Below are 21,166 nucleotides of genomic sequence, written 5' to 3' on the forward strand. Positions count from 1 at the left end.
CCGGGGTGTCAGACGGACAGCAGCTCCCGCTCCAGTCGCGCGAACGAGGCCTCCATGCCGTCGGCCATGCCGGTGGCGAGGATCATGTCCCGCGTCTCCATGTCGGGGTACTCGATGAGCACCGTGACGAGGGTCGCGCCGTCCTCCTCATAGAGGTTGAGGTCGTTGAGCGTCTCGGTGGGCATGCCCTGCATCCGCTCGGTGGTGACGGCACGCTTCGGGGCGTCGATCAGCAGCGCTTCCCCCTCGAAGCCGAACGGCTCACCCTCCGTGTCGCCCACGGGCGCCCAGGAGTTCCGGTACGACTGGCCGACCTCGGTCGCCGACACGCACTCGGTCATCTCCCACCCGTCCGGGCCGAGCATCCACTGCCGGATGAGCTCGGGCTCGAAGTGGGCGCGCCACACCAGCTCGCGCGGACCCTCGACGAGGCGGGTGATGCGCACGTGCGTGTCGTCCAGCAGCTCCACCCGCGTGCCCTTGCCCTGCGCGTAGTCGCGGAGGTCCTGCAGCACGGCGTCGAGCTGGGCCATGGCCATCCGGGTGCCCTCCACGGCGCCCATCGCGACGACCTGCTCGAGCGCCTCGGCGGACGTGAAGTGGCTCGTGTTGACCATGCGCGTGCCCTCGGCCGTCGGCTCGAACGTGAAGGTCATGCGCATGGAGGGGAGGTTCGCGTCCGGCGTGCCGTCCTCGTCGGCGAACGAGTCGAGCGCCGTGAAGCTGCGCGGCGCGTCGATCTCCAGGAACTCCCACGTGCCGGAGGCCTTCTCCCCGCGGGGACCGTTCATCGTGTAGACGGCTCGGCCTCCGACGGTGTGGTCCCACTGCGTGAAGGTGGCCGGCCAGCCGGGAGGACCCCAGAACCGCTCGAGCTGCTGCGGGTCGGTGTAGGCGGCCCAGACGCGCTCGACGGGCGCGGCGAGGTCGGCGACGACGGTCATGGTGAGGTTCTCGGCATCCGTGATGATGTCCGTGACAGGCATGTCAGTCTCCTTGCGATTCGGTGCGTTGACTGCTGGTGGGGTCGGTGGGGGCCGGCTTCCCCGCGGGCGGGGACGGCTCGGCCAGGAGATCGTCGAGCCGGGCGATGCGCGACCGCCACAGCTCTTCGTATCGGGCGAGGAGCGCCCTGGCGCGGGCGATCATCTCGGGGTTCGCGCGGACGAGCCGCTCGCGTCCCTCGGCGCGCTTGACGATGAGGTTCGCCGCCTCGAGCACGGCCACATGCTTCTGGACCGCGGCGAACGACATCTCGTACTCGGAGGCGAGGGTCGAGACGGACTGCTCCCGCTCGATCGTCCGGCGCAGGATGTCCCGCCGGGTCGACGTCGCCAGTGCGTGGAACACACGGTCGACCTCCGCTTCGCTCAACTCCGCTTGTGCAACCATTTGGTTGTACGTTAGACCCGCGTCGCGAGCGTGTCAAGAGCCTCGTCGGGTCTCGCGCTCCGGTGTCGCGTTCACGTCGCACCAATGACGCCTGACGAGCCCGGAGCGAGCATCGCGGCGCTTCCATCGGGTTCGATCGGGCAACCGGCAGTTCTTCTCTCACAAGGCTCAAGGGAACTGGACCCGTCGGCCCACGGACGGGCAGGCCAAGTCCTCGCGCAGGGCCCATCGCGAACACAGCCACTCCCTTCAGGCGCGGCACCCGTTGTCCCACAAAAGGGGGACAGACATCCCCGTTCCTTCTGGCTAGCATCCTCAAACCAACACCATTCAACCGAAGGAGCGGAAATGGATCAGTCAACATCAACCGTCCAGAGCATTTCGACCGAGAACCTGCTGTTCGATGCTGTCGAAGCGGACGACTTCGTTGACCTCGCTCAGAACAAGGTCAATGTCTGCTAGCGAGTAGTGCACGTAGAGGGCGGCGGCGTTCGCCGTCCTCTACGCCGCTCCAGAGTTGAGGTGATTATGCCCGTTGTCTCCCCTTTCTTAGAGTTCAGCGATCAGATCGTTCGATCTCGAGATGGAACGTCGTACGTCGTGGTTTATGCATCGACGACACCCACAGTTGCGATGCTTCCCGTCGAGTTGGCCAATGAGTTAGCGAACAGACGTGACCCGACTGACCTGCTTTCTCCCGGTGCCGTCGACGCGTTGCTCGAACGTCGGATACTCGTCACCGACTCGCAGCAGGAGACTGCCAGAGTTAGGAACGAAATGGGGGAGGCAGAGGGTGACGCTTCAACTAGAGAGTTCGTACTACTCCCTACGTCTTACTGCAACATGTCTTGCACCTACTGTGGACAGGAGCACACCAAAGGCAGGCTGTCGGAAAACCACCGACAATCAATGACAGCGCGAGTACTCGAGGCGATCCGCCAGCCCACGACACGCAACGTCCATATCGCATGGTTCGGTGCGGAGCCGCTCATGGCATACACCGAAGCTATTGACATGGCGCGACAATTCATCGCCGAAGCGAAAGCGTTCGATCGGGACTACAGCTCTAAAATCACAACCAATGGCGCCCTGCTTTCACCAAGAAAACTCACGGAACTCGTGAAAGTCGCAAGGGTGACTCGATTTGACATCACGATAGACGGTCCCCGGGAGGTTCACAACAAGCACCGACCGCTCAAGAGCGGCATGGGGTCTTTTGACTCGATCCTCGAAACCTTAAAGTACGCAGCCGAATCACCAGCCTTCAGCGACGTCATTTTCGTGCTACGCACGAATGTCGATCGGCACAATCTCAGCCATCTCGATGAGTACCTCACGGAGATGTCGCGACGAGGATTCACTGACGATCGCTTCGTTTTCCAGCTATCTCCGATACACAGTTGGGGTAACGACGTTTCCGAGTTGAGCGCAGACAGATCGGATGTCTCAGCTCTTGAGGTCACCTGGTTCCGGCGCATGGCAGAACTCGGGCTGAACCACCGCTTGCTGCCGGGTAAAATCGCATCAACAACGTGCGTAGCGACACACGTCGGAAGTGAAGTTATCGATCAATACGGTCGAATGTACTCCTGCACTGAGCAGCCCCTTGTCCCTCGGGACATCGGAGCCACGATGCTGACGACTGCTGCCTCACTCGCTGCCACCGCACGGCGCCCTCGGGGTCGGTTTGACGATTGGGCAACCTCGGTCGAGCATCGACCGTTTCCATGCAAGACTTGCTCGCTGTTCCCCGTGTGCGGGGGCGGATGCCCAAAACGCTGGGAAGAGGGGGAAGTTGCTTGCCCTTCAATGCGGGCCAACTTTCGTCAGCGGCTGACGCTCGCCGCGGAGCGGGCGGGGTTTGCCCCTGTAGAGCCTTTCGTGACACGGTCGGCTGCCGTCGAGTGAGAGTCCAACGCCGCAACGGCCTACGATTGCGTTTTTACGGCACCCGTCTGCTGGTGGACGGCCCCGAGCTGAGTGCTGGCCTGGCCGTCGATCCGGCAGCAGCTCGGATTCTCACTTTCGCAGTGGAGCCGGTAGAGATCGACGCGCTGGTGGAATGGTCCGAGCTGGAACCAAGAGATGCGCATCGGTTGATCGACGAGCTCATTCTGCGGGGGATGCTGGTGCATGGGCAGAGCGCTGGAACGCCCCCACCATGGGACGCTTGGGGCGAGGCCGCCTGGTTCGCACATTGGGAAGGAGAACGAACTCGCTTCGCCGCGGATCACGTCGAGGTCGATGCGCTCAAGAATAGTCTCTCGCAGCGGCCGCAACCACACAGGACCACAGAGCGCCACCGAGGGCGCCCCTTCGTCCGGCTCCCCGCGAGCGAAGAGAAGCCTCTCGACGCATCACTGAAAGCCGTCTTGCGGGAAAGGCGAAGCACCCAACTACAGCCTTCGACGAATCCGACAACCGTAGGAGATGTGGCAACAGTGCTGGGCGAGACATTTCGCTCACGATCCCTTACCGACGCGAAATTCTTCGGTGTATCTCACCTCAAGGCATATCCAAGCGCAGGCGCTCGCCACGATATCGATGCATACGTCCTTGTCTTCGACGTGCCTGGCATCCCCTCAGCAACCTACTGGTACGACGACGAGCAGCACACATTGCGCCAGATAGGAACCGCGCCCTCGCGGGGCCTCTGGGACGCCGCGTCCGGTCAACAGCATGCGCCGGATTATGCCGACTTCGCAGTGTTGACCGTCAGCGCGACGGAGAGGCTCGCGTGGAAGTATCGTTCCCCGCATGCGTACCGACATGTCTGGCAGCACACGGGACACGCGGTTCAGGTCATGCTTATGGTGGCAACGGCACTGGGGCTAGCGCAACGGCTCACGGGTGCGCTTTCAGCCGACGATATCCGTTCACAATTGGGACTCACATCTGACGAGATTCCGACGTTTCTTACGTGCTTCAACCGGAGGCCGGGTCGTGGCTGACTATCTGCCCGACACGCTGAAGGAATGGCTTGGCGATCGGCCGCGACCGCGTCCAACGCTGCTGGGATGCATCGACGAGCACCCTCCCCGAGAAGCCTCGACGAGGGAACACGTTCGGTGGGCTAACCGAGCACTCCTGGCGCTGGCACGTCATCACCCTGGCGAGTACTTGCTTTCGCTGGCGGAGGACTTAGTGTTGGCCGCATCCTCAGGAGCTGCATCCAACAACGAACGCTGGAATCTGATCGTGGATTCGCAGATAAATGTCGCCCGTCTGCAACTCGTCTACGAGCCAGATGGGTTGGCTCCGACCCTTCGGGCCTTCTCCGATTTGGCCGACAGAGGTGCCTATGTTCCGGGTGGCCGATGTTATCTGCCGGCTACGTTTGAACAGACTGCGATGTCCGCCGCGGCTCGTGCTCGCTTCCAGCTGCTCGCCGCTCATTCTTCCATATACAGCGCCTTCCTCATCCAAAACAGAGATTGGAACCACCTCGCCAACTTCGCTCGGTCGTTCGTCGAACGGTGGCCAAGAGCGACGATTAGTGGCATATCGGAACCAATTGAGATACTCGCCCACACGAGTTCGTGCATGCCTGCGCTGCCCGGCGTCCCCGAGCCGCACCATCTGCGTACCTACATAATCGCTCGGTCTCAGTTTGAGATCGCACGAATTCGGAGAGGCGAAGAAGTGGACGATTGTCGCCTGGCTCTTCTGGCCTCGAATGCCCAGCTCCATCGAGAAGCTTTTTCGTTCCCTGCTACCGTGGACGCGATCCTGGCAGCGCTCGCGAGTGTAAGCGTGGCCGAGCCGACAGAAGTATCTTCCCAACGTGTAAGAAAGCCGGCGAGGGATCTAGCAAGGGGGGAGGCACTTCGGGACATGGTCCAAGCCTCCTTGCCACGTATTAAGGAAGGCAGAGCATGAACACAGTGCGGCACCCCGGAAGGTCGTTCTTCGGCCTCCCCGGAACCTTCTTCGTGTTCCTGAGCACGATCGCCGTGTCGAACCTCGGCGACGCCTTCCGGGTCATGTCGTTGAATCTCTGGTTCTACGAGGAGACTCCGGACAAGGAGCTCACCCGCGTCCTTCTCCTGTTGGCAGGAGTCATCCCCGGGATGCTCTTCGCTCCGATCGCCGGAGCGATCGCCGATCGCTTCGACCTTCGGAAGACGTTCATTGCCACCATGCTCATCCGCGGCGCTCTCAGCGTGGCGCTCGCTGTCGTCGCATGGTTGGTTGCTCCAGGCGCGCTCGCCTATGTGCTCGTCTTCAGCGCAGCGACGGCGAGCGTCTTCTTCGCCTCGTCGGCGTTCGTCTTCGTGCCCCGCCTGGTTCGGCGCGGGATGATCCCCCGCGCGAACAGCATCATCCAGGCGGTGAGCTGGGCCCTCGCCTCCGTCGGTCCGGCGTTGGCGGCGCTTGCCTTCGCCGCCTACGGCCCGTCGGTCGCCTTCCTCCTGGACGCGGTGTCTTTCCTCATCTCGGCCGCGCTCCTGCAGGTCCTGATCCGCCCCGAGCCCACGAGTGGAGAGAAGACGCCTCTCCGCGTCAGCATCCGCACCGGCCTGGGGGAAGCCACCGACTCGATCCGCGGCATTCCCGAAGCTGTCGGCATCCTGGCGCGCAACCGACTCGCGCTCGGCATGCTGGTCGCTTCCTACGGCGTGACGTTCACTGCGGGCGTCAACTCCTTCGGTCTCATCTTCCTGCTCGACGACGAACTCGGCCTCCCCGTCGAGACCCTGGGAATCGTGCTGTCGTGGAACGGACTGATTGCGGTCGTCGCTGCTTTGCTCGTGGGGATCTTCGTGAAGTGGGTGAAGGTCAAACCATTGTTCCTTGTCTGCCTCGCCTTCTTCGTGGTCGCGCAGTTCGTGATGGGCATGGCACCCAACATCGGAGTCCTCCTCGTCGGCGTGGGTATCAGCGCGCTCGTCAACGCGCCCTACAACGTCGCCGTCACCTCGCTCTTTCAGACGAGCGTCGAGGACGAACACCTGGGGCGAATCGGCGGGCTCGACGAGATGGCCGAGAACGTCATCCAGATCCTTGTCTTCCTCTCCGCCGGCATCATCGTGGCGATGGCCGGCCCCCGGCTTGCCCTGGTCGGTGCCGGGGTGGTCGCTCTCGTCCTGCTGTGCCTGGGTGCCACGCTCATGCGCGGCCTTCAGCCGTGCGAGGATGTCGATGACCCCGAGGACTCGGACGACGCGGCACCGGAGCACAGCGATCCCGCAGCCGAGGAGCAGCCTCGCCCTGCGTCATGAGCTCGGATCTCTCCGCGGCACTCACGCCGCACGGCCGCCCGGCACCCACCCGGTCGCCCGCGCCCAGGCCTCCATCTCCCCCTGCGCCCGGTCGAACCAGTGGTCCTTCGCCCGCGCGTAGCCGTCGAAGTCACGGTCGCCCCGGTGCGCGGAGGCCAGAGCGGTCTTGAGCGCCGCGTACTCGTCGCGCGCCTCCGGGTCCGCCCGCAGCCAGTCTCGGAACAGGAGGGCGTATCGCCCGTTCGACGCCCCGACGCGTCGCACGTGCACGATCGCCCGGGCCCTGGCGTCCACGCTCGCGAACAGGCGTTTCGACCACTCGTCCGGATCGCCGCCCGTCCGCGCGTTGTCCCGGGAGACGCCCGGCGCGTCCGGCACGATGCGCTGCACGTTCACGAAGCCGGCGTCCCCGAGGCGCTGCTCCGCGGCATCCGCGTCCGCGAGGTCGCGCACCCCCACCTGGAGGTCGATGATCGGCTTGGCGCGCAGCCCGGGCACGGCCGTCGAGCCGATGTGATCGACGCGCACCGGGACACCGTCGAATGCCGCGGCGATCCGAGCGCCGAGGCGGGCCGCATCCACCGCCCAGCGCGGCGACCAGGACTCGAGGATCGGCGGCGTGTCCGGAGGGAGTCGTCGAGCCCCCCCGGCGCTCCTCGACCTCCGCCGCTCGGGCGAGGAAGCGGGACAGGCCGTCCTCGTCGCCCTCCGTGAGAACCGCGTCGCACCACGCGCCGGCGGACACTTCGCCGATGCCGAGCACGAGATGCGCCGTCGCGGAGGCGTGCGCCACGGTGACCGCATCGACGGGCCCGAGACCCGTCACGACCGCATCCGGCCGCACCGCACGCAGACGGCGCACGACCACGCCGTCACGCAGGCGGCCGAGCATTTCCATTCACATGAATCCACACCGGTATTCCGGGCGTAGGCTGGAGGGAAGGACGGACCGTCCGAGAAGATCTCCCGGCACCGCGCCCGCCCGGGAAGGAGCCCGAAAGTGGCTCAGTACGACGTCTCGAACCGCTCGGCGATCGTGACAGGAGCGGGCAGCGGCATCGGCCGCTCGGTCGCCCTGCTGCTGGCGCAGAACGGCGCGGCGGTGGTCGTGAACGATCTGAACGCGGAGAACGCGAACGCGGTCGTCGAGGAGATCCGCGCCGCCGGAGGCACCGCGGAGGCGTCGGTCGGCGACGCGACGGACCCGGCCTGGATCGCCTCGTCGGTCGAGCTCGCCAACTCGCTCGCCCCGCTCCGCATCGGCGTCAACAACGCCGGCATCGGCGGCGCCACCGCGCCCACCGCGGACTATGAGGAAGACGCGTGGGACAAGGTGATCGCCATCAACCTCAACGCGGTGTTCCGCAACATGAAGGCGCAGATCCCGTCGATCCTCGCCAACGGCGGCGGCTCGGTCGTGAACATCGCCTCGATCCTCGGCAGCGTCGGCTTCGCAGGCTCCCCCGCCTACGTCACCGCCAAGCACGGCGTCGTCGGAATGACGAAGACCGCCGCTCTGGAGTACTCGGCGCAGGGCGTCCGCGTGAACTCGGTCGGCCCCGGCTTCATCGACACCCCGCTCCTGGCGAACATGGGCGACGAGGCGAAGGACTTCCTCGTGTCGAAGCACCCGATCGGTCGCCTCGGCCAGGCGGACGAGGTGGCGAACCTCGTGGTGTTCCTCGCGAGCGACGCGGCCAGCTTCATCACCGGCAGCTACCACCTGGTCGACGGCGGCTACACCGCCCTCTGACGAAGAAACGGCATCCGGCTGCCGGGAACCCGAATCCCGGCGGCCGGATGCCGCGGTCGGCGATCCAGAGCCCCCGCTCCGTGCTCGCCGTAGCCGTCACCGTCCGGGAATCCGAGAGCCCTTGAAGAGGATCCCGAGGCGATGAGGCAGGTTGTGCACCCCTCCGTTATCAGGCGGACATCGCGTGCAGTTCGCGCGACATCGCATCGAGCGAGAGCTCGGGGTCGGTGAGGTCGAGTCCGCCGGTCGAGCCCGCGGCCTGCATGAGGCGGGCCAGCAGCGGCCGCTGGAGGGTGACCGACGTCTCGACGACGAAGCGGATCGGAATGGACGCGTGGATCCAGAGCGTCTCGGTGCGGTCGGCGCCGGTCTGCACCGTGAGCGCGAACGGCTCGTTGCGCCGCAGCTTGGTCACGGTGGCGGCGCGAAGGTGGGCGAGCAGCTCGTCGTCGATCTCGATCGGGTCGGCGAGGTTCGCGTAGGTGAGGGTTCCCATGTTCTTCTCCTCGTGGCAGAAAACCTGGACGAGGATAGTTTACTAGTTTAACTAGTTAAATCAAATCGATCAGGGAAGGTCGCCGAGCTCGTCGGTGAGTCGGCGCAGGAAGCGGGAGATCACCGCGGCCTCCTCCGGGGAGAACTCCTCCTCCAGGGCGGCGACCCGCTGGGTGAGCTCATCCCCGTGACCGTGCAGATCACGGAGCGAAGGACGGAGAACTTTGGACCGGGCATCCAGGGGGTGCGGGGCGACGACGATCTGCCCCCGCTCGGACATCCGTCGCACGACACTCGTGACGGCGGCCGTGCTGATGCCGAGGTACGTGGCGAGATCGCGGGGAGTGACCGGCTTCTCGACGGGCGCCGTGCTGATGAAGTGCATCGCCGCGCGGTCGGTATCGTTGGGCTCGCGGCGGGCGGCGAGACGGCGGTTCAGCTGCGCGTCGGCGCGACGGAAATCGTCGACATCGCGCGCGAGCGCCGAGGTCGTGACGTCGGTACTGATGTTCCCCATGCAGAGATCCTCCTTCCCCGCTTCCCATGGTACCTCGACTGACTGACAGTAAGGCTGACTAGCGATATTCGGGGGCGACCAGGACTTCCGGAGATGCGAAGATGGAAGTCTGCCCCCGAAAGGATGCCATGCCGGAGCGACTGAGTCTCGAGGAGGCGTCGTACATCCGCTACGCCGATCTGCTCGCCCGTCTGGAGGAACTCTTCCCCTCCGTCTCGCGACGCCGGATCGAGCAGATCATCAGCGCCGAGACCGACGCGATCACGGGCGGGCTCCTGCGCATCGTCCCCGCAGAGGTCGAGACCGGCGCGATGGAGATGCTCGAGCGGGAGGCCGGTTCCAGCGACGAAGGAGAGGTCGCGTGACCGACAGCACCGGCGAGTTCCACGCCTCCGGGTACTGGTACCCCGACAGCGAGCGCGCCACCACGGTCGACGTGCTCAACATGCTGCGGCGCTACCGCAGCGCCGAGACGGCGATGCGCGCCCGCACGCGCGCGTCCATGGGGATGAACGAGACCGACCTCGTCGCCCTCCGGTTCCTGCTGCGCGAGCAGAAGGCGGGACGCATCGTGCGCCCGATCGACCTGGCCCGCACGCTGGACATCTCCACGGCGTCGACGACCACACTCATCGACCGGCTGGAGAAGGGCGGGCACGCGCGCCGCGAACCCCACCCCACCGACCGTCGCGCCGGCATCGTCGTGCCGACCGTGAGCAGCGACGACGAGGTGCGGGCGACGCTCGGGGCGATGCACCGCCGGATGCTCTCCCTCGTGGACGACCTCTCCGACGACGAGCGCGTGGTCGTGATGCGGTTCCTCGTCGGGATGACCGCCGCGATCCAGGAGGCCGCCGAGGCGGACGCCGTGCACAGCGGCGCCGACCTCGTGGACGAGCCGGCCTAGTCCGACGCGTTCCGCGGGCGCCGCTTGTCCAGGAAGCCTGCGAGCAGCACCGCCACGAGCGCCGCGACCGGCGCCACCACGAGTCCTGCGCGAAGGCTCTGCGTCTCCGCCAGCCATCCGACGAACGGCGGCGACAGCAGGAAGCCGAGCCGGAGCAGCCAGGACACCACGGTGAGCCCGACACCGGGCCGCAGCCCCGGGAGCTCATCGGCGGCATGCATCGCGGCGGGGATGAGGGTGGCGATGCCGAAGCCGACAGCCGCGAACCCGAGGATCGTGCCGGGCACGCTCGGGAACAGCAGAGCGAGGGTCATCCCGAGGGCGGCGATGAGGCCGCCGACCCGCGCCACCCAGCGCTGTCCGAAGCGGTCGGTCATCGGATCGCCGAGCAGACGCCCGACGAACTGCGCGCCGACGAGGGCGATGAACCCGAGCGGCGCGACGGCCGCCGCGGCCCCGAGGGAGTCGCCGAGGTAGAGCGTGGCCCACGAGTTGCCGGCGTCTTCGGCGATGGCGCCGGCCATCGCGATGAGGGTCAGGGCGATCACGGCCACGACCGTCCGCGCCGGGATGCCGCGACGGACGGCTCCGGACATCTCCTCCGGTTCCGCCGCGGCGTCCTCCTCCGTCTCGTCGTCAGGGCCGGGCAGGCAGAAGCGGAGGGCGACGAGGGCGACTGTGGCGAACACCGCGGTCGAGATCCCCAGGTGGACGGCGAGCGGGAGCTGCAGCGCGATCGCGCCCGCCGCCATCACTCCGCCGAGCACCGCGCCGATGGACCAGATGGCGTGGAAGGAGTTGATGATGGAGCGTCCGTACCGCCGTTGCACGCGCAGGCCGTGGGCGTTCTGCGCGACATCGGTGATGGCGTCGGAGGCACCGCCGACGAAGAGCGCGATCGCGAAGAGGACGCCGGTCGGGGACAGCGCCGCCGACAGCAGACCGAGGCTCGTGAGGACGGTGCCGATGACCGCGATGTGCGCCGACCCGAAGCGACGGATCAGCGTGGCCGCCAGGAGTCCGGCCGCGATCGCGCCGGCGGGGAAGGCGGCGAGAGCGAGACCGTAGCCGAGGTTGTCGAGGCCGAGGGCGGCCTTGATCTCGGGGTACCGCGGCAGGATGTTCGCGAACAGGGCGCCGTTCGTGAGGAACAGCGCCGAGACGGCGATGCGCGCCCGACGGGTGGCGACGTCCGCGGGTGCTCGTCGAATCGATTCGATTGAAGTCACGGATACGACCGTACCGTGTCTCCGGGGTGCTCGCGAGCGTGTCGTGACGGCGCGATGCTGGGGGCGCAAGCCCGTTCCGCGTGTCGGCCCCGGGATCTACGCTCGGAGCATGAGCGAGCTCACCCAGCCCACCGGTCGCGAGGACGTCCTGCGGGCGATCCCGCGCGGCGACGGCTCCGCGCCGCGCGCGCTCGTCCTCGGAGCCACCGGCTACATCGGCGGCCGCCTGACACCGCGCCTGCTGAACGCCGGCTACCGGGTCCGGGTCCTCGCGCGAGATGCCGCTCGTGCCGCCTCCTTCGGCTGGGGCGAGGAGTGCGAGATCTTCGAGGGGTCCGCCGACGACGAGCACGCCGTGGCCTCCGCGATGGACGACGTCGATGTCGTGTACTACCTCATCCACTCCATGTCGGCCGGCAAGGGCTTCGAGGAGAGCGACGAGCGCGCGGCGACCACCGTCGCCACGGCGGCTGCCCGAGCCGGGGTCCGGCGGATCGTCTACCTCGGCGGCCTGCACCCGGACGACGTGAAGCTCTCCCCGCACCTGCGCTCCCGGGTCCACGTCGGCGAGATCTTTCTGGAGTCCGGAGTGCCCACCCTCGTCCTGCAGGCGGGCGTGGTGATCGGCTCCGGCTCGGCGTCCTTCGAGATGATCCGGCACCTCACCGACGTGCTGCCGTACATGCCGGCGCCGAAGTGGGTGCGCAACCGGATCCAGCCCATCGCCGTCCGCGACGTGCTGCACTATCTACTCGGCGCGGCGCGGGTCGACGCGGGTGTCAATCGCGCCGTCGACATCGGCGGACCGGATGTGCTGCGCTACGGCCAGATGATGAACGGGTACGCGGTGGAGGCCGGTCTGCGGCAGCGCGCCATCGCGGCCCTTCCGGTGCTGACGCCGGAGCTCGCGTCGCACTGGGTGAACCTCGTCACGCCGGTGCCGCGCTCCATCGCCCGGCCCCTGGTGGCCTCGCTGCAGAACGAGTGCATCATGAAGGATCACGCCGTCGACGCACTCATCCCGCGGCCCGACGGCGGCCTCACGCCGTATCGCCGCTCCGTGGCGCTGGCCCTCGGCCGGGTGGACGCGGACGCCGTGGAGACGAGCTGGCAGGATGCCGAGGTGTCCGGAGCGCCGAGCGACCCGCTGCCGAGCGACCCCGACTGGGCGGGACGGACCGTGTTCACGGATAAGCGGTCGGTCGCGACGCGCGCATCCGTCGCGGAGCTGTGGCGCGTCATCCTCGGGATCGGCGGGGAGAACGGGTGGTACTCGTCGCCGCTGCTCTGGGCGGTGCGGGGGCTCATGGACCGCGTGGTCGGCGGCGTGGGCCTCAGCCGCGGACGCCGCAGCCGCACCGCCGCCCGGGTCGGGGATGCGATCGACTTCTGGCGCGTGGAGGCGGTGGAGCAGACCGAGGAAGGCCACCTGCTGCGGCTCCGCGCGGAGATGAAGGTGCCGGGCGAGGCCTGGCTCGAACTGCGCGCGGTGCCCGACGGCGAGGGCGCCCGCTACGAACAGCGTGCCGTGTTCTTCCCCCGCGGCCTCCTCGGCCGGCTGTACTGGCTCGCCGTGCTGCCCTTCCACGGACTGATCTTCTCCGGCATGGCCGCACGGATCACCGCGGCCGCCGAGTCAGGCGATCACGCCGGTTCAGGCGCCTTCCGTGCGGAAGTGCCTGACCCGGCGTGAGCGCCTGAGCTCTCGCGCTCAGTCCTTGTCGGCGGGGGCGTCCATCGCGGCCTCGACGGCGGCGTCCACCTCGGCCGGCGGGATGATGTCGATCGCCTCGGTCGCCGCTTCGTAGACCTCGGCGAGCGTGTCGTCGACGGTGTCCTCGTCGATCCAGGCGAGGTCGTCCTCCGAGTGGTCGTACTCGACGGGCACGAGGGCGAAGTCGTCGCCGTACTCCTCGAGCCCGGCCATGACGCTGTGCCGGACGGCGGCGCGAGCATACCGGTCGCGCAGGATCAGCGGATCGCGCCGCAGATCCTTCATGAACGCGATCATCATGAAGGCCATGATGATCGCGAACGGCAGAGCCGCGATGATCGTCGCGTTCTGCAGCGACTGCAGTCCGCTGCCCTCGGCCCCGCTGACCAGCAGCACGGCGGCGATCACCCCCACGAGCACACCCCAGACGACGGCGACCCAGCGCGACGGCTCCGGGCGGCCCTGCTGCGACAGCGTGCCCATGACGAGCGAGGCGGAGTCGGCGCCGGTGATGAAGAAGATCGCGATGAGGATGATCAGGACGATGCTGGTCACGAGCGGGAACGGGAGGTTCTCCAGTACCCCGAACAGCACTTCCTCCGGCGGGTCGACCGCGAGGCCCGCGCCGTCCATCTGCTGCTGGATGGCCGTGGTGCCGAAGATCGCGAACCACACGAGCGAGATCGCGGAGGGCACCACGATGACGACCGACACGAACTGACGGAGCGTGCGGCCGCGCGAGATCTTCGCGATGAACATCCCGACGAAGGGCGACCACGAGATCCACCACGCCCAGTAGAAGATCGTCCAGCTCGACAGGAAGGCCTGCGCGGCCTCACCCTGCGAGGCGGAGCGGCCGATCATGGTCGGCAGGTCACCGAGGAACTGGACCGCGACCGACGGGATGACATTGAGGATCAGCAGCGTCGGACCGACGAAGAAGACGAAGAACGCCAGCAGGATGGCGACGACGGCGTTGATGTTCGACAGCGCGCGGATGCCCTTGGAGACGCCCGACACGGCGGAGGCGATGAAGCACGCCGTGAGCACGGCGATGACCGCGATGAGGATGCCGTTGCCGAGGGGTCCGGCTCCGCTGATGATCTCGACCCCGTGGCCGATCTGCAGCGCCCCGAGGCCGAGCGAGGCGGCCGTGCCGAACAGCGTCACGATGATGGAGAAGATGTCGATCGTGCGGCCGACCGGACCCGTCGTGCGGTTCTCGCCCAGCAGCGGGGCGAAGATCGACGAGATCAGCGGCGTACGACCGCGGCGGTAGGCGCCGTAGGCGATGGCTCCACCGACGAGCGCGTAGAACGCCCAGGCCTGCGGGCCCCAGTGGTACAGCACCTGGGTCTGCGCGGTGTGCATGGCCTCGAGGGTGTTCGCCTCGACGGTGCCGGGCGGCGGGTTCTCGAAGAACGTCAGCGGCTCGGCGGCGCCCCAGAACACCAGGCCGATGCCCATGCCCGCCGCGAAGAGCATCGAGATCCACGAGAACATCGAGAACTCGGGCTCCTCGTCGTCGCGGCCGAGGGGGATGCGCCCGTACTTGCTGAACCCGACGAACAGCATGAAGACGAGGATGATCGTGGCGATCGTCGTGAAGAAGAAGCCGAAGTACTCGACCACCCAGGCCAGCACCGTGCTGGTCGTGCCGGCGAGGTTGTCCCCCGCGAACACGCCCCAGGCGATGAAGGCGAGGGCGAACGCGGCGGCGACGCCGAAGACCAGCGGGTCCGTGCGGTAGGTGCGCCCCGTCTCCTCGACCGAGACCCCGGGGACGAGCGCCGGGTGCACGCTGCGCGGCGGGACCGTCGTGATGTCGCGGACGATCTTGCGCGCGGTCTCGGAGGCCTTCGCGGCCTGGCGGTGCGTCCCGGTCACGACGGCGTCGGTGCGCGGACGGGTCGATCCTGCGGAGCGTTCGGCGGGCTTCTCGTCAGGCATGTCCATGAGAGACCATCTTTCCACCTGCGCGGGCTCAGGCGAACGCGGGACAGCAGGCGTTCTCCCGCGGGAGTGCCTGATCCCGGGCGTTCGCCTGTTCTGGCGGGGCTGTCGAGTGGGGTCAGCGGGGGCGGCGGCGACCCAGGAAGAGGGCGCCCAGCAGCGGCAGCACCGACACCCACAGCAGGGTGATGCCCAGCGGGGGCAGCGGACCGACGAGCAGCGCCCCGCCCACGAGCATCGCCGCGAACAGGACCCCGGAGGCGATCCGTCGCGCGATGCCCTCCAGCCGGTCGAGCCGCCGCTCCAGTCGGGAGGTGTCGAAGGACACATTGCCGTCGTCGACGCGGGTGATGATGTCGTCGATGCGCTTCGGGAGCCGCCAGGTCGTGGCCGCGTTCGCCATCGCCTGTTCCGCCATGTCCTGCATGAGGGTGCCGGACTCGTCCCGGAGCAGCCGCGCGGCATACGGCTCGGCCGCGTCCCACACGTTGAACGCCGGGTTCAGGGCGCTGCACATGCCGGAGGTGAGGGACACGGCCCGGATGAGGAGCAGCATGTCCTCGGGGAGCTGCAGCGGGAGCCGGCGCACCATGTCGCCGAACTCCTCGGCGAAGTCGGTGAACTCCCGCGGGTCCACGCGGCTCAGCTCCGCGAAGCCCATCCCCCCGAAGCGCGCGAAGAGGGCGGTCAGCGCCCGCTCCAGCTCGCCGGTGTCGGCAGTCGGCAGGAGCACACCGATCTCCTTCGCGGCGCGGACAAGGCCCCGGCTGTCCCGCGCGGTCACCGCGATGAGCAGCGTCCGCAGTCCCTGCCGGAGGTTGTCGGACACCTCGGCCATCATGCCGAAGTCGATGAACGTCAGGCGGAAGCCCCCCTGAGCCCCTGAGCCGCCCTGGGTCCCTGAGCTCGTCGAAGGGACCGGCGTGACGAAGATGTTGCCGGGGTGCGGGTCGGCATGCACGAACCGGTGCGTGAAGACCTGGTCGAACATGACCTCGGCGAAGGCATCCGCGACCGCGGAGGGGTCGATGCCTGCCGCTCGGAGAGCCGCGGTGTCGTTGATCTTGATCGCGGTCACGTCGGACAGTGTGAGCACCCGTCGGGTCGTACGCTCCCAGACGATCTCGGGGGCGGCCACACGCGGGTCGTCGGCGAAGTTCTCGCGGAACCGCTCGGCGCTGCGGGCCTCGTGGAGGTAGTCGATCTCCTCGAGGCTCGTCACGGCGAACTCCTCGACGAGGGCGGGGGCGTCCACCCGGTCGGCGACGATCCGGACCCGCGTGAGCCACCGCGCGACCCGGCGGAGGGCGGCGAGGTCGACGGCGACGATCTCGTCGATGCCAGGGCGCTGCACCTTGACCACGACCTCGTCGAGCCCGGTGTCCTCGGCATCGAGCGACGAGAGGCGGGCGCGGTGCACCTGGCCGAGGGATGCGGCCGCGACCGGGGTGTCGTCGAACCAGGTGTACACACGCTCGAGCGGCATGCCCAGCTCGGCCTCCGCGAGCGCCCGGATCTGCGGCGTGGGCACGGCCGGGACCTCGTCCTGCAGCCCCTCCAGCTCCGCCGTGATCTCGGGCGGCAGCACGTCGAGGCGCGAGGACATGAACTGCCCGACCTTGATCATGAGGCCGCCGAGTTCAATCGCGAGCGTGTGGAATCGGCGCGCGAACCGCTGCATGCGGCGGGCGCGCGTGCGCTCCGCGACGGAAGACAGCCCGAACCGCGGAAGGACGAGCTCGAACCACCAGATCTTCAGGAACTCACGGCTCGCGAACGACAGGATGCGGCGGTACCGGGCTCGGTGAGGACCCTGTGCCGCCGCTGCCGTCATCGCGTCATCCTTCCGCCGTTCCGCGCCGGACGCCGCACGACGCGGTCAGTCCTGGGCGAGGATCGTGTACAGCCTACGGCGGGCCTCGTCGAGCACCTCGATGGCCTGCTGCACCTGCTCCGGCGAGCCGCTGCGCCCGACCTGCGCGGCCGCGGCGGCGAGGTCGACCCCGGCCTTGGGCAGGGCGCTGTAGCGGGCGTCGCGGCTGCGGTCCTTGTCGGAGGACGGCACCCACGGCGGGGTCTCGGTGCTCTCCGCGGCGACGGCACGGCCGGCCTCGGTGAGAGCGTAGGTCTTGCGGCCGTTCTGCTCCTCGGCCTCGATCAGGCCCTCGTCGGCGAGGAGCTGGAGCGTCGGGTAGACGGAACCGGCGCTCGGCTTCCAGGTGCCGCCGCTGCGCTCGGCGATCTCGTTGATGATCTGGTAGCCGTGCATCGGTCGCTCGACGAGGAGCGAGAGGACGGCGGCGCGCACGTCGCCGCGGGCCATGCGGGATCCGCCGGAGGGGCGCGACTCGAACGACTTGCGCAGCTGGTCCATCGCCTCGAACAGCGCTCCGGCCGGACCCTGCGAGCCGCCGAAGAGATTGCCGAGGCCGCCGACGAAATCGCCGCCGCTGCTGCCGTTGCTGTTCCCGCCGAACGGGGTGGAGGGGAATGCGTTGTTCATGATGACCTCCCAGTCGTGAACGATACTCAACGATATATCGTTAACGCTGAACGCGGGGTGGGAATCCGGACTCAGACCGGCGCGAGCACCGCAGCCCCGGTGACGGTCGCGTCGATCCCGAGCTCCGCGGGTCGCACGCGGGCTGCCGTCGGGCCCGGCATCGCCGCCGCCCGGTACGCGCGGGCGACCTCGGCAAGATAGCGCTCCCCGATGGCCGCCACACCGCCGCCGACCGCGATCACCTCGACGTCGAGAAGCGCCTGCGCCCCGGCCAGCGCGCGACCGAGGAACCGCGCCCCCTCCGCGATCACCTCCTCGGCGACCGCGTCACCGGCGCAAGCGGCCGCGTCCACCTCCCGCAGCGTGAGCGCCGTGCCCGTGCGCTCCCGGTACGTCTGCTCCAGCCCAGGGCCGGAGGCGACGGCTTCGACGTGTCCGACTCCTCCGCAGCCGCAGCGCCGCCCGGCCAGCTCCGGAGGGAGGGCCAGTTCGGTGTGCCCGACCGACCCCGCCGTGCCGGTCACGCCCGCGCGGAGACCGTCCGGGAGCACGACGGCTCCGCCGATGCCGGTGCCGACGGTGACCATCAACAGCCCGCACGCTCCCCGACCCGCCCCTGCCGCGGCCTCCGCGACCGCCGCCGCGTGCACGTCGTTCACGACCGCCACCGGCACATCGAGGGCGTGGATGAGCGCCGCGCGCAGCGGGAAGCCCGCCCAGCCGCTGATCGCATCGGTCGCCGAGGTGATGCCGCCGTCCTGATCGACGACCCCGGCGGTGCCCACACCGACCGTCGCGACCCGCTCCGCACCGCGGACCATGTCGATCGCATCGACGACCGCCCGCACGATGGCCTCGCCGCCCTCCCTGGCCGGAGTGGACAGGGTGCGCACGGCGGTGACGCGACGGCGTCCGCCGTCCGGCTCCTGCCGAAACCCGGCGACGGCGATCTTCGTGCCGCCGATGTCGACCCCGACGATCACGCTCGCTCCGTGGCGGCCGGCGTCGCGGCGACGAAGCGGCGGGTGAGGGCGATGGGATCGGTGATCGCCCCGCCCACGACGACGGCGAAGGCTCCGGCATCGAAGGCCGCTCGTACCTGCGCAGGGGTCTGGTAGCGCCCCTCGGCGATGGCCGGGATCCCCGCGGCGGCGAGCGCGGCCACGAGGTCGAGGTCCGGTTCGTCCTGGCGCGGCGAGTGCGGGGTGTAGCCGGACAGGGTCGTGCCGACGACCGCCGCCCCCGCCGCCCACGCGCGCTCGCCCTCCGCGACCGTCGACACGTCGGCCATCACCGGTCGCCCCGTCGCCGCGGCGATCTCCCCGATGAGCCGGAAGTCCGCGCCGAGCTGCTCCGCCGTGGCGTCCACCGCGATGATGTCGGCCCCGGCCTCCGCCAGCCCCGTGGCGAGCGCGAGCTCCGGGGTGATGACGTTGCGGACGCCGTTCCAGATCTTGTGGAGTCCGATGATCGGCACGTCGGTGACCGGACGCACCCGGCGGATGTCTTCCGGCCCGTTGAGCCGCAGACCGCTCGCGCCGCCGAGGAGCGCAGACTCGGCGAGCGCACCGATGACGTGGGTGTCCCTGGCGGGGGCGCCCGTGGACGCCTGGACCGAGGCGACGAGCCGGCCGCGGAGGAGAGCGAGGGGATCGTGGGTCACTTGAGGGCTCCTGCACTGGCGCCGCCGATGAAGAACTTCTGACCGAGGAGGAAGATCGCCACGGCCGGGAGCGTGAACATCACGCACGCGGCCATGAGCGGCCCCCAGGCCACGTCGTTCTCCCCGAAGAAGGCATACAGACCGATGGACAGCGTGTACGTCGACTGGTCGTTGAGGTAGATGAGGGGATTGAGGAAGTCGGTCCACGCCCAGACGAACTGGAAGATCGCGGCGGTCACGATGGCCGGACGCGCCAGGGGAAGGACGATCGTCGCGTAGGTGCGGAACTCCGAGGCGCCGTCGAGACGGGCGGCCTCGATGAGCTCGTCCGGTACCGCGAGGAGGAACTGCCGGATCATGAAGATGAAGAACGGCGTGCCCAGGAACGCGGGGACGATGAGCGGGAGGTAGGTGTTCGTCGCCTCCAGCCCGTTCCACACGAGGAACAGCGGGATCAGCGTGACCTGCGGCGGCAGCATCATCGTGGCGAGCACGAGGATCAGGAGCGGCCGGGCACCGCGCCACTTCACCTTCGCGAGGGCGTAGGCGACGAGCGGACACGAGATGACCGTGCCGAGGATGCTCATGCCCGAGACGAAGAGCGTGTTGGCGAGGTAGCGCCACACCGGGATCTGCGCGAACGCCTCGGCGAAGTTGGCCGTGGTCCACTCGGCGGGCAGCAGGGTGGGCGGCGAGGAGAACACGTCGCCGGGCGTCTTGAACGCGGTCGACAGCATCACCAGCAACGGGAACAGGAACAGCAGCGCGAGCAGCGTCACCGCGATCTGCTGCCGGACGCGGCGGAGCGTGCGGCGGGTGCGACGGGGGCGGCGCACCGGAGCGGAGATGTCAGCGTGCGCCATCGTGGACCCACTTCCTCGAGGTCGCGAGCACGATGAGGCTCACGACGAGTGTGACGATGAACAGCGTCCACGCCATGGCGGAGGCGTAGCCCATCTTCAGGAACACGAAGGCGTTCTGGTACAGGTACATCGCGTACGAGAGCATCGACTGCCCCGGGCCCGACCCCGCCTGATTCAAGCGCTCCTGCGACAGGATGTAGGGCTGCGTGAAGATCTGCAGGAACCCGATGATGCTCACGATCACCTGGAACAGGGTGACCGGGGAGACCGTGGGCCAGGTGACGTTGGTGAAGCGGCGCCAGGCGCCTGCGCCGTCGAGCTCGGCCGCCTCGTACAGCTCCTTCGGCACCTCCTGCAGGGCGGCGAGGTAGATGATCATGGTGCCGCCCACGGTCCACAGCGACATGAGGATGATGGCGGGCTTCGTCCACTCCGGCTGCTGCAGCCAGGCCGGCCCCTCGATGCCGAACCACGACAGGAAGTGGTTGATGAAGCCGTACTGGGCGTTCAGGAGCCAGCGCCACAGGTAGCCGCCGACGACGACCGGCACGATCGACGGGAGATACACGAGCGCGCGATACAGCGGCTGGCCCCGCACGGGGGTGTTCAGCAGGTGCGCACCGGCCAGGGCGATGCCGATCGCGAGCGGTACGCCGAACATCGTGAGCACGGCCGTGTTGGCGAGGGACTTCCAGAACACCCCGTCGGCGAACATCTGGGTGTAGTTGTCCAGCCCCACCCACTCGGGCGCCTGGAACAGGTTGAAGTCGGTGAAGCTGTAGTACGCCGACGCCGCGATCGGATAGGCGAACAGGAACAGGAAGCCGACGATGAACGGCGACGCGAAAGCCAGGCCGATCAGCGTGGTCCGGCGGCTGCGGCGCCGCCGGACGGGAGCGCCGGGTCCGGCAGGAGCGTTCTCCTGCCGGACCCGGGGTGCTGTTGCCGTGGTCAC

21 protein-coding genes are annotated in these 21,166 nt (G+C 68.3%); 8 read left to right on the forward strand and 13 right to left on the reverse strand.

The features are described from left to right. Window positions 1–8: 8 nt before the first annotated feature. Window positions 9–986, reverse strand: coding sequence for an SRPBCC family protein (locus ACIGJI_RS08690; protein ID WP_363445035.1), 978 nt, complete (start codon window positions 984–986; stop codon window positions 9–11). 1 nt (window position 987) lies between these two features. Next, window positions 988–1,392 (reverse strand): metalloregulator ArsR/SmtB family transcription factor, encoded by a 405-nt coding sequence (locus ACIGJI_RS08695; RefSeq protein WP_363445037.1) that lies wholly within the window; start codon window positions 1,390–1,392, stop codon window positions 988–990. Between the two features lie 777 nt (window positions 1,393–2,169). On the opposite strand from ACIGJI_RS08695, the gene ACIGJI_RS08700 reads away from it, so the two are divergent. From ACIGJI_RS08700 to ACIGJI_RS08710, 3 genes are all read left to right on the forward strand, one after another. Then, entirely contained in the window at window positions 2,170–3,300 is a 1,131-nt protein-coding gene (locus ACIGJI_RS08700; RefSeq protein WP_363445342.1) for a radical SAM/SPASM domain-containing protein, read from the forward strand. 53 nt (window positions 3,301–3,353) lie between these two features. Further along, window positions 3,354–4,343 carry a SagB/ThcOx family dehydrogenase gene (locus tag ACIGJI_RS08705; protein WP_363445039.1) on the forward strand — a complete coding sequence of 330 codons (990 nt, stop codon included), beginning with the start codon at window positions 3,354–3,356 and terminating at the stop codon, window positions 4,341–4,343. A 924-nt stretch (window positions 4,344–5,267) separates the two neighbouring features. Beyond that, the gene (locus ACIGJI_RS08710) at window positions 5,268–6,614 is read left to right on the forward strand and encodes an MFS transporter (protein ID WP_363445041.1); all 1,347 of its coding nucleotides are present in this window, start codon (window positions 5,268–5,270) and stop codon (window positions 6,612–6,614) included. Window positions 6,615–6,635: 21 nt separating this feature from the next. On the opposite strand, the gene ACIGJI_RS08715 is transcribed toward ACIGJI_RS08710, so the two are convergent. Then, the gene (locus ACIGJI_RS08715; RefSeq protein WP_363445344.1) at window positions 6,636–7,226 is read right to left on the reverse strand and encodes a GrpB family protein; all 591 of its coding nucleotides are present in this window, start codon (window positions 7,224–7,226) and stop codon (window positions 6,636–6,638) included. A gap of 7 nt (window positions 7,227–7,233) precedes the next feature. On the opposite strand from ACIGJI_RS08715, the gene ACIGJI_RS08720 reads away from it, so the two are divergent. Both ACIGJI_RS08720 and ACIGJI_RS08725 read left to right on the forward strand, forming a co-directional pair. Beyond that, window positions 7,234–7,545, forward strand: coding sequence for a hypothetical protein (locus tag ACIGJI_RS08720; RefSeq protein ID WP_363445349.1), 312 nt, complete (start codon window positions 7,234–7,236; stop codon window positions 7,543–7,545). A 69-nt stretch (window positions 7,546–7,614) separates the two neighbouring features. Next, entirely contained in the window at window positions 7,615–8,367 is a 753-nt protein-coding gene (locus ACIGJI_RS08725; protein ID WP_187663008.1) for an SDR family NAD(P)-dependent oxidoreductase, read from the forward strand. 169 nt (window positions 8,368–8,536) lie between these two features. Here the strand turns inward: ACIGJI_RS08725 and ACIGJI_RS08730 are convergent, their stop codons facing one another. Both ACIGJI_RS08730 and ACIGJI_RS08735 read right to left on the reverse strand, forming a co-directional pair. Next, window positions 8,537–8,863 (reverse strand): hypothetical protein, encoded by a 327-nt coding sequence (locus ACIGJI_RS08730; RefSeq protein WP_187663007.1) that lies wholly within the window; start codon window positions 8,861–8,863, stop codon window positions 8,537–8,539. A gap of 69 nt (window positions 8,864–8,932) precedes the next feature. Next, window positions 8,933–9,379, reverse strand: coding sequence for a MarR family winged helix-turn-helix transcriptional regulator (locus ACIGJI_RS08735; protein ID WP_187663006.1), 447 nt, complete (start codon window positions 9,377–9,379; stop codon window positions 8,933–8,935). 128 nt (window positions 9,380–9,507) lie between these two features. Here ACIGJI_RS08735 and ACIGJI_RS08740 point away from each other — a divergent pair, with 128 nt between their 5' ends. Continuing rightward, window positions 9,508–9,744, forward strand: coding sequence for a hypothetical protein (locus tag ACIGJI_RS08740; protein ID WP_187663005.1), 237 nt, complete (start codon window positions 9,508–9,510; stop codon window positions 9,742–9,744). Then, window positions 9,741–10,286 carry a MarR family winged helix-turn-helix transcriptional regulator gene (locus ACIGJI_RS08745; protein ID WP_232089158.1) on the forward strand — a complete coding sequence of 182 codons (546 nt, stop codon included), beginning with the start codon at window positions 9,741–9,743 and terminating at the stop codon, window positions 10,284–10,286. The genes ACIGJI_RS08740 and ACIGJI_RS08745 overlap by 4 nt, the downstream gene beginning before the upstream one ends. Here the strand turns inward: ACIGJI_RS08745 and ACIGJI_RS08750 are convergent. Continuing rightward, window positions 10,283–11,506, reverse strand: coding sequence for an MFS transporter (locus ACIGJI_RS08750; RefSeq protein WP_363445346.1), 1,224 nt, complete (start codon window positions 11,504–11,506; stop codon window positions 10,283–10,285). The genes ACIGJI_RS08745 and ACIGJI_RS08750 overlap by 4 nt on opposite strands. Window positions 11,507–11,624: 118 nt before the next feature. On the opposite strand from ACIGJI_RS08750, the gene ACIGJI_RS08755 reads away from it, so the two are divergent. Next, window positions 11,625–13,208, forward strand: coding sequence for an SDR family oxidoreductase (locus tag ACIGJI_RS08755; RefSeq protein WP_363445043.1), 1,584 nt, complete (start codon window positions 11,625–11,627; stop codon window positions 13,206–13,208). A gap of 18 nt (window positions 13,209–13,226) precedes the next feature. On the opposite strand, the gene ACIGJI_RS08760 is transcribed toward ACIGJI_RS08755, so the two are convergent. From ACIGJI_RS08760 to ACIGJI_RS08790, 7 genes are all read right to left on the reverse strand, one after another. Continuing rightward, window positions 13,227–15,185, reverse strand: coding sequence for a BCCT family transporter (locus tag ACIGJI_RS08760; protein ID WP_363445045.1), 1,959 nt, complete (start codon window positions 15,183–15,185; stop codon window positions 13,227–13,229). Window positions 15,186–15,300: 115 nt separating this feature from the next. Beyond that, window positions 15,301–17,016: an AarF/ABC1/UbiB kinase family protein gene (locus tag ACIGJI_RS08765; RefSeq protein WP_363445047.1), complete on the reverse strand. Its 1,716-nt coding sequence runs from the start codon at window positions 17,014–17,016 to the stop codon at window positions 15,301–15,303. A gap of 45 nt (window positions 17,017–17,061) precedes the next feature. Continuing rightward, window positions 17,062–17,685, reverse strand: a complete 624-nt coding sequence (locus ACIGJI_RS08770; RefSeq protein ID WP_363445049.1) for a PadR family transcriptional regulator — start codon at window positions 17,683–17,685, stop codon at window positions 17,062–17,064. Window positions 17,686–17,756: 71 nt separating this feature from the next. Beyond that, window positions 17,757–18,668, reverse strand: a complete 912-nt coding sequence (locus tag ACIGJI_RS08775) for an ROK family protein (protein WP_363445051.1) — start codon at window positions 18,666–18,668, stop codon at window positions 17,757–17,759. Next, window positions 18,665–19,348, reverse strand: coding sequence for a putative N-acetylmannosamine-6-phosphate 2-epimerase (locus ACIGJI_RS08780; protein ID WP_363445053.1), 684 nt, complete (start codon window positions 19,346–19,348; stop codon window positions 18,665–18,667). Before ACIGJI_RS08780 ends, ACIGJI_RS08775 begins: the two co-directional genes overlap by 4 nt. Further along, complete coding sequence (locus ACIGJI_RS08785) at window positions 19,345–20,211, reverse strand: carbohydrate ABC transporter permease (protein ID WP_085604539.1); 867 nt, start codon at window positions 20,209–20,211, stop codon at window positions 19,345–19,347. The genes ACIGJI_RS08780 and ACIGJI_RS08785 overlap by 4 nt, the downstream gene beginning before the upstream one ends. Beyond that, window positions 20,198–21,166 (reverse strand): sugar ABC transporter permease, encoded by a 969-nt coding sequence (locus ACIGJI_RS08790; RefSeq protein WP_363445055.1) that lies wholly within the window; start codon window positions 21,164–21,166, stop codon window positions 20,198–20,200. Before ACIGJI_RS08790 ends, ACIGJI_RS08785 begins: the two co-directional genes overlap by 14 nt.

The organism is Microbacterium sp. NPDC064978 (assembly GCF_044543605.1).
GTDB lineage: Bacteria > Actinomycetota > Actinomycetes > Actinomycetales > Microbacteriaceae > Microbacterium > Microbacterium meiriae.

Bases quoted from the DNA above. Each gene is read 5' to 3' on its own strand.
- ACIGJI_RS08690 (WP_363445035.1), bottom strand. From the start codon at position 986: ATGCCTGTCACGGACATCATCACGGATGCCGAGAACCTCACCATGACC.
- ACIGJI_RS08695 (WP_363445037.1), bottom strand. From the start codon at position 1,392: ATGGTTGCACAAGCGGAGTTGAGCGAAGCGGAGGTCGACCGTGTGTTC.
- ACIGJI_RS08700 (WP_363445342.1), top strand. From the start codon at position 2,170: ATGGGGGAGGCAGAGGGTGACGCTTCAACTAGAGAGTTCGTACTACTC.
- ACIGJI_RS08710 (WP_363445041.1), top strand. From the start codon at position 5,268: ATGAACACAGTGCGGCACCCCGGAAGGTCGTTCTTCGGCCTCCCCGGA.
- ACIGJI_RS08730 (WP_187663007.1), bottom strand. From the start codon at position 8,863: ATGGGAACCCTCACCTACGCGAACCTCGCCGACCCGATCGAGATCGAC.
- ACIGJI_RS08735 (WP_187663006.1), bottom strand. From the start codon at position 9,379: ATGGGGAACATCAGTACCGACGTCACGACCTCGGCGCTCGCGCGCGAT.
- ACIGJI_RS08740 (WP_187663005.1), top strand. From the start codon at position 9,508: ATGCCGGAGCGACTGAGTCTCGAGGAGGCGTCGTACATCCGCTACGCC.
- ACIGJI_RS08755 (WP_363445043.1), top strand. From the start codon at position 11,625: ATGAGCGAGCTCACCCAGCCCACCGGTCGCGAGGACGTCCTGCGGGCG.
- ACIGJI_RS08760 (WP_363445045.1), bottom strand. From the start codon at position 15,185: ATGGACATGCCTGACGAGAAGCCCGCCGAACGCTCCGCAGGATCGACC.
- ACIGJI_RS08765 (WP_363445047.1), bottom strand. From the start codon at position 17,016: ATGACGGCAGCGGCGGCACAGGGTCCTCACCGAGCCCGGTACCGCCGC.
- ACIGJI_RS08770 (WP_363445049.1), bottom strand. From the start codon at position 17,685: ATGAACAACGCATTCCCCTCCACCCCGTTCGGCGGGAACAGCAACGGC.
- ACIGJI_RS08785 (WP_085604539.1), bottom strand. From the start codon at position 20,211: ATGGCGCACGCTGACATCTCCGCTCCGGTGCGCCGCCCCCGTCGCACC.